Source organism: Bradyrhizobium sp. (genome assembly GCF_016462955.1).
In the GTDB taxonomy this organism is placed as follows: Bacteria; Pseudomonadota; Alphaproteobacteria; order Rhizobiales; family Xanthobacteraceae; genus Bradyrhizobium.
In genome coordinates this window covers 905-8,157 of sequence record NZ_JAEMSD010000323.1, presented here as the reverse complement: position 1 = coordinate 8,157, position 7,253 = coordinate 905, and the positions used below count along the sequence as shown (strand labels likewise).

The 7,253-nt window shown below is 63.8% G+C and carries 8 protein-coding genes; 3 read left to right on the top strand and 5 right to left on the bottom strand.

Translation table 11 applies throughout. From position 1 onward, the window contains the following. Together JHD07_RS26675 and JHD07_RS26670 are read right to left on the bottom strand one after the other, a co-directional pair. The coding region (locus JHD07_RS26675; RefSeq protein ID WP_291627467.1) for an aminotransferase class I/II-fold pyridoxal phosphate-dependent enzyme at positions 1-707 on the bottom strand (707 nt) is incomplete at its 3' end. 228 nt (positions 708-935) lie between these two features. Beyond that, positions 936-1,157, bottom strand: a complete 222-nt coding sequence (locus tag JHD07_RS26670) for a hypothetical protein (RefSeq protein WP_366865249.1) — start codon at positions 1,155-1,157, stop codon at positions 936-938. 309 nt (positions 1,158-1,466) lie between these two features. On the opposite strand from JHD07_RS26670, the gene phaC reads away from it, so the two are divergent. Both phaC and JHD07_RS26660 read left to right on the top strand, forming a co-directional pair. Continuing rightward, positions 1,467-3,275, top strand: coding sequence for a class I poly(R)-hydroxyalkanoic acid synthase (phaC, locus tag JHD07_RS26665; protein ID WP_291627463.1), 1,809 nt, complete (start codon positions 1,467-1,469; stop codon positions 3,273-3,275). A 57-nt stretch (positions 3,276-3,332) separates the two neighbouring features. Next, on the top strand, positions 3,333-3,731 hold the full coding sequence (locus JHD07_RS26660; RefSeq protein WP_291627461.1) for an MAPEG family protein: 399 nt from the start codon (positions 3,333-3,335) through the stop codon (positions 3,729-3,731). 129 nt (positions 3,732-3,860) lie between these two features. Here JHD07_RS26660 and argC read toward each other — a convergent pair whose 3' ends face one another. From argC to JHD07_RS26645, 3 genes are all read right to left on the bottom strand, one after another. Continuing rightward, positions 3,861-4,859 carry an N-acetyl-gamma-glutamyl-phosphate reductase gene (argC, locus tag JHD07_RS26655; RefSeq protein ID WP_291627459.1) on the bottom strand — a complete coding sequence of 333 codons (999 nt, stop codon included), beginning with the start codon at positions 4,857-4,859 and terminating at the stop codon, positions 3,861-3,863. Beyond that, entirely contained in the window at positions 4,856-5,521 is a 666-nt protein-coding gene (locus JHD07_RS26650) for an FMN-binding negative transcriptional regulator (protein WP_291627457.1), read from the bottom strand. Before JHD07_RS26650 ends, argC begins: the two co-directional genes overlap by 4 nt. Before the next feature lie 225 nt (positions 5,522-5,746). Further along, positions 5,747-6,277, bottom strand: coding sequence for a DedA family protein (locus JHD07_RS26645; RefSeq protein ID WP_291627455.1), 531 nt, complete (start codon positions 6,275-6,277; stop codon positions 5,747-5,749). Between the two features lie 274 nt (positions 6,278-6,551). On the opposite strand from JHD07_RS26645, the gene JHD07_RS26640 reads away from it, so the two are divergent. Continuing rightward, positions 6,552-7,253 (top strand): ATP-binding protein (locus JHD07_RS26640; RefSeq protein WP_291627453.1); only part of this gene is annotated, 702 nt, incomplete at its 3' end.

Sequence of the window (7,253 nt, the reverse complement as noted above, 5' to 3'; positions counted from 1 at the left end):
GAGGTGAACTCGACGGTGCAGTCCATCGCGCCCGGCACCTGGAGCACCGAGGGCGGCGGGTTGCTCTCGTCGAAATAGACCTCGGCATAGGCGAGATCGGACAGGATCAGGATCTCGTGCTTCTTGGCGAAGGCGACGAGGTCCTTGTAGAAGTCGAGGCTCGCGACATAGGCGGTCGGGTTCGAGGGATAGCAGACGACGAGCGCGAGCGGCTTGGGGATCGAATGCACGATCGCCCGCTCCGCCGCCTCGAAGAATTGCGGCGTCGGCTCCGACGGCACCGAGCGGATCACGCCGCCCGCCATCAAGAAGCCGAAGGCGTGAATCGGGTAGCTCGGGTTCGGACACAGGATGACGTCGCCGGGCGCGGTGATCGCCTGCGCCACGTTGGCAAAACCTTCCTTCGAGCCGAGCGTCGCCACCACCTGGGTGTCCGGGTTCAGCTTCACGCCGAAGCGGCGGGCGTAATAGGCGGCCTGGGCCCGGCGCAGCCCGGGGATGCCGCGCGAGGCCGAGTAGCGGTCGGTGCGCGGCTTGCCGAGCGTCTCCTTCAGCTTCTCCAGCACATGGGGCGGCGCCGGCAGATCCGGATTGCCCATGCCGAGGTCGATGATGTCGGCGCCGGCGTTCCGCGCAGCCGCCTTGGCCCTGTTCACCTGCTCGAAAACGTAGGGCGGAAGGCGGCGGATGCGGTAAAATTCTTCCATGGCTCTCTGGGCTCCGGGCAACCGGTCAGGACAGAATCGACAGGCCCGAGGGCCATTCCACAAGGCGTCCAGGCCCGTCGCGAAAATTACTCAAAATCAAACACTTAGAGCAATCATCGACGATGAGGACTGAAGTCGTTCGCCCTGACTTTTGGCTGAACGAGGTCTTTTAGCACGGCAAAGCGAGGGCGCCAGCGATTACCTTGCCGGTCCCGACGCTCGTGGGGCCTATTTGGCGTCCTTGCCGGCAGCCGCCTGGCGGTCGCGTGCCGCGGCAAGTTCGGCCTCGATCTTGGCACGCTGCTCAGGCGAGATGATCGCCTGATCGCGGTCCGGGGGCAGATCGTGCACGGGGAGATAGCTGCCGGGCTCCCTGACATGCGTCTGCGCATCCGCAGGCGTCATGTCCGCGAACTGACTCGAACAGCCGCTCATGACAAGCGCTGTCATCAACAGCGCGCCGCAGGTCAGCGGTCTCTTTTGCAGGTCCCACAACGCCAACACTTGGGAAATCCCCTACTCGTCCCAAAGCACGGCCCCGGGCCACCTTACCCAAGACCGCGCACAAGCTCAAACCATTGCTGCCCAAATGGTGCGAGCGAGAATAACGCCCCGGCGCCATCAAGCCGCCCGGTGCGGCCTGATTATGACGGAACCCAGGAAAACTTGTCGCAGTGCAGCACATCTTCGAGCGTGTTTAACGTCAAAGATGCGAGCTTCGCGGTGACGAATACGGATTGAATCGTTACTGTTCTGCTCATGAGCATGGCCACGACCGACACGCCGAAAACCGAGACAAAGTTCGATGCGGAAGCCTTCGCGATGAATGTCGCGCGGGCGATGGAAAGCGGCGGCAAGGCGCTTGCGGCCTATCTCAAGCCGCGCGAGAGCGGCGAGGTGCAGGATCGCCCGCCGCCTGAGCTGACCGAGATCGTCAAGACCTTCACGTCGGTCGCCGAATACTGGCTCTCGGATACGTCCCGCTCCTCCGATCTGCAGACCAAGCTCGCCAAGGACTATCTCGACCTCTGGGGCTCGGCGGTGCGCCGCATGGCCGGGCAGAACGCCGACCCCGCCATCGCGCCATCGCCGCGCGACAAGCGCTTTGCCGATCCCGAATGGAAGTCGAACCAGTTCTTCGACTTCGTCATGCAGCTCTATTTGCTCACCACCAAATGGGCGCAGGATCTGGTGCGCGACGCCGAAGGGCTCGATCCGCGCACGCGGCGCAAGGCCGAGTTCTACGTCCAGCAGGTCACCAATGCACTGTCGCCCTCGAACTTCGTGCTGACCAATCCGGAGGTGCTGCGCGAGACGGTGGCATCCAGCGGCGAGAACCTGGCGCGCGGCCTTTCGATGCTGGCCGAAGACATCGCGGCCGGCAAGGGCATGCTGAAGATCCGCCAGTCCAATCCGGACAATCTCGTCGTCGGCGTGAACATGGCGACGACGCCCGGCAAGGTGATCTACCAGAACGAGATGATGCAGTTGATCCAGTATTTGCCGACCACGGAGAAGGTGCTGCGCACCCCGCTCCTGATCGTGCCGCCCTGGATCAACAAGTTCTACATCCTCGATCTGAAGCCGGAGAAGTCCTACATCAAGTGGTGCGTCGACCAGGGCATCACCGTGTTCGTGATCTCATGGGTCAATCCCGACAAGCGGCTCGGCAGCAAAAGCTGGGAAGACTACATGAAGGAAGGCCCGCTCACGGCGATGGACGTGATCGAGAAGGTCACCGGCGAGATGAAAGTGCACACCGCCGGCTATTGCGTCGGCGGCACCATGCTCGCGACCACCTTGGCCTGGCTCGCCGAGAAGCGCCGCCAGCGCGTGGCGTCCGCGACCTTCTTCGCGGCGCAGGTCGACTTCACCCATGCCGGCGATCTCCTGGTGTTCGTCGACGAGGAGCAGATTGCGGCGCTCGAGCAGGACATGAAGGCATCAGGCGTGCTCGAAGGCTCGAAGATGGCGATGGCCTTCAACATGCTGCGCTCCAACGACCTGATCTGGTCCTACGTCGTCAGCAACTATCTGAAGGGCCAGCAGCCGAGCGCGTTCGACCTGTTGCACTGGAACTCGGACGCGACGCGGATGACGCAGGCCAATCATTCCTATTATCTGCGCAACTGCTATCTGGAGAACCGGCTCTCCACGGGAACGATGGTGCTCGACAACACCTTGCTCGACCTCTCCAAGGTCAAGGTGCCCGTCTACAATCTCGCCACCCGCGAGGACCACATCGCGCCGGCGGAATCGGTGCTGTACGGCTCGCAGTTCTTCGGCGGGCCGGTGAAGTACGTGTTGTCGGGCTCGGGCCACATCGCCGGCGTGGTCAACCCGCCGGCCTCCAACAAGTATCAGTACTGGACCAACGACAACATCAAGGACGTCGACGTCGCGCAGTGGATGAAGGGGGCCGTCGAGCACAAAGGCTCGTGGTGGCCCGACTGGCGGGAATGGCTGGGTTCGCTCGATCCCGAGGAAGTGCCGGCGCGCGGCATCGGCTGCGAAGCTTTGCCCCCGATCGAGGATGCGCCCGGCAGCTACGTCAGGGTTCGCGCGTAGCGGACGCAAGCGCGCTTCTGTATAAGCTCACGACATCGACTTGAGAGGGACCGGGTTATGACGCGCGAATTGTTCTGGCTGACCTGCACGGTGATCCTGACCGGCATTCTCTGGATTCCCTACACCATCAACCGTTGCCAGATCCGCGGCCTCTCCGGCGCGATGGCCAATCCCTCGCGCGGCGACAAGCCGCAATCGGAATGGGCGAACCGGCTGATGTTCGCGCACGACAATGCGGTCGAAAACCTGATCGTGTTCGCGCCGCTGGTGCTCATCCTGAACGCGATCGACTATTCCACCAAATGGACCGTGCTCGCCTGCGCCGTCTATTTCTGGGCCCGCGTCGCGCATCTGATCGTCTATGCGCTCGGCATCCCCGTGTTCCGCACGCTGGCCTTCACCGTCGGCTTCCTCGCGCAGGCGGTGCTGGCCCTGGCGATCTTCAGGGTGCTGTAATCTCGTGTCCCGGACGCGCGAAGCGCGAGCCGGGACCCAGCAAGTCGTAATTGAGCAGGAAGAATGGCCCCCGGCTCTGCAGCGCATCACCGAAGAGGTGCTGCGCTGCGTCCGGGGCACGAGACTGCCCTACTCCTCCGGCAGGCCCAGCATCAGCCGCATGTTCTGGACGGCTGCGCCCGAGGCCCCCTTGCCGAGATTATCGAGCCGGGCGACCAGCACCGCCTGGTGATATTTGTCGCTGGCGAAGACGTAGAGCTCCAGCATGTTGGTCTCGTTGAGCGCCTCCGGCTCGATCCGGCCGCCCTTGCTCGCCTCGTTCTGGAGCGGCATGACCTTGACGTATTTCGAGCTGGCGTAGCGCTTTGCGAGCGCTGCCTGGAGGTCGGCGCCGCCGGGCTTGCCAGGCAGCGTGTCGAGTTGGAGCGGCACCGAGACCAGCATGCCCTGGCGGTAGTTGCCGACCGAGGGAATGAAAATCGGCCGCCGCGTCAGGTTCGAATAGAGCTGCATCTCCGGCAGATGCTTGTGCTCGAAGCCGAGGCCGTCGAGCTCGAAGGACGGCGCGCTGCCCTCTTCGAAGCTTGCGATCATCGACTTGCCGCCGCCGGAATAGCCGCTCACGGCGTTGACGGTGACGGGATAATCCTGCGGCAGCAGGCCGGCATCGACGATCGGCCGCAGCAGCGCGATCGCGCCGGTCGGATAGCAGCCGGGATTGGAGACCTTCTTCGCCGCCTTGATCTTGCCGGCCTGGTCCGGCGTCAGCTCGGGAAAGCCGTAGGCCCAGTCCGGCGCGACGCGGTAGGCGGTCGAGGCGTCCAGCACCTTCGGGGCTCGAGCCCCCATGCCATCGACGAGGGCAACGGTCTCCTTGGCGGCATCGTCGGGCAGGCAGAGGATGACGAGATCCACCTCCTCCATCAGCGCCTTCTTCGCCGCGGGATCCTTTCGCTTCTCATCGGCGATCGTCTTCACCAGGACGTCGTTCTGGAGCTTCAGCCGCTCGTTGATGCCGAGCCCGGTGGTGCCGGAGCCGCCGTCGACGAAGACGGTCGCGGGCTTCTTCGCCGCAGCGATGGTCGGCGCTTTGGTGGTGTCAGCGAGACCGGTTTCAGAAAGGCTCATGGCGCGCTCCCTTCGAGCATGTTCGTGTCGTCTGCGAAGACTTGCGGCTTTGCCTGCCGCATCAGTTGCGAGATTTGCCTGGCGGCGGCATCGCCGCCGCCCAGCGCATCGGCGATCGCCGCGTAGTCGGCGTCGGATTTGTGCTGGTTCAGCTTGAAGCTGCCCTCGATCTCCTCGACCGTCATCGAGAGACCCACGATCCCTTTCTTCAGGGCTTCGAGCCGACCCGCCGTCATCTTTGCCGATGTCCACGGCTTCTTCGGCAGCAGCCAGCTCTCGAACTTGTCGCTGAGCGTGTCGATCTGCACCGAGAGTTCGTCCTCCGACATCAGCCGCACCGGCCCGCTCAGATGCACGGACTGGTAGAGCCAGGTCGGCACCTGGTCCGGCGAGACGTACCAGTCGGGCGATACATAGGCATCGGGACCGTTCACCGCGAGCAGCCAGGACGCATCGCCTCCGGCAAGCTTTAGCAGCGGATTGTGACGGGCGAGATGAAAGAGAGCCTGCGGGGTGCCGTCAGCGGCATAGGTCAGATAGAACGGCAGCGGGGATGCGACCGGCTTGTGGCCGTCGAAGGCGCAGACGGTGCCGAAGCCGCGCACCTCGGCGAATTTCAGGCTCGCGGCGCGGTCCTGCTTGAAAAAGGGTGGCGTGTACATGGTGGTCTCCTGCTGGGCCTCCTAAGGGAGCCGCCGGATCAGATCGCGCTGACAGGAGAGAGAATGCCGCGGATCGGATCCAGCGGCAAAGACGATGATCTCAAACGCGATCGACCGCCCAAACCGCAAGACTGCGGCGGCGGCGACGGGCGAACAGAATGGTCGCGGCGTTGATCATGGCGCGCGGCTATACGGCCAGATCCGGTTCCCGTCAAGGTTTGGCGGTCAGATCACCCGCCAGATCCACTCCATGATCTTGCCGAGCACGTCGCCGAACAGCAGGAGCACGGCCGACCAGATCAGGGCCGAGACGAAATTTGCGGCCTGGAAGGTCCAATAGGGCATCTCGAAGATGCCGGCCGCGAGCGGCACCGAGGCACGCAAGGGACCGAAAAAGCGTCCGATGAAGATGCTCGGGATGCCCCAGCTGCGCACGAAAGCCTCGCCCCGGGGCAGGAGTTCCGGATAGCGCGAGAGCGGCCACATCTGGGCGACCCGCTCCTTGTAGCGGAAGCCGAACCAATAGGAGACCCAATCGCCCAGCGCCGCACCCAGTGCGCCCGCGATCCAGACCGGGAAGAAGTTGATTCCGCTGGCCCCTATCAGCGCACCGATCGCCACCAGCGCGCCCCAGGCCGGAACCAGGATCGAGATGAAGGCAAGCGACTCCCCAAAAGCGAGCAGGAACACGATCGGCGCGGCCCAAGCCTGATGAGCGCGCACGAATTCGACGAGGGCGTGCGCAAACTGCTCCATACCAGATTAGCCTTCCCGCCCTGTCTCAAGGTGCTGCTCGATGAAAAGGACTGGTAAGCCAAGGGCTTGTGTGACATCAAGTCACAAAGCTCGGCCCATTGTGGGCTGGGACGTCAAATTGCCGGGAATTGGCGCGCCTGCGGCGTAAAACCGCCGGCTTTGTCTCCCAACCCAGCCGCTCGCCGGCCCCCACGATAACCTTTCCAAGCCAGAAGTGGCATAGTCGCCCCGACCGATTCGCCGCTGAGGCGGCCTACAGAACGCATCAAGATTTATGTCCAAGCAGTTGAAAACCAAAGCCAAAGCCGATCTGTTCGGTGCCGACGAGCAAAAGTCCCGCGCGACCGCCGCCAAGACGGCGCCGCGTGGCAGCGGCGGGGAAGCCGACTATACGGCCGCCGACATCGAAGTGCTCGAAGGCCTGGAGCCGGTGCGGCGACGCCCCGGCATGTATATCGGCGGCACCGACGAGAAGGCGCTGCATCATCTGTTCGCCGAGGTCATCGACAATTCGATGGACGAGGCATTGGCCGGGCACGCAACCTTCATCGGCGTCGAGCTGAGCGCGGACGGGTTCCTGACCGTGACCGACAACGGCCGCGGCATCCCGATCGATCCGCACCCGAAATTCCCGAAGAAATCGGCGCTCGAAGTCATCATGTGCACGCTGCATTCGGGCGGCAAGTTCGACAGCAAGGTCTACGAGACTTCAGGTGGCCTGCACGGCGTCGGCATCTCCGTGGTGAACGCCCTCTCCTCGCGTCTCGAGGTCGAGGTCGCGCGCGGCCAGAAGCTGCATCGCATGATTTTCGAGCGCGGCCATCCCAAGGGCAAGCTCGAGGACCTCGGCAAGGTCAACAACCGCCGCGGCACGCGAGTGCGCTTCAAGCCCGACACCGATATCTTCGGCGCCAAGGCTGCGTTCAAGCCGCAGCGCCTGTTCAAGATGACGCGCTCGAAGGCGTATCTGTTCGGC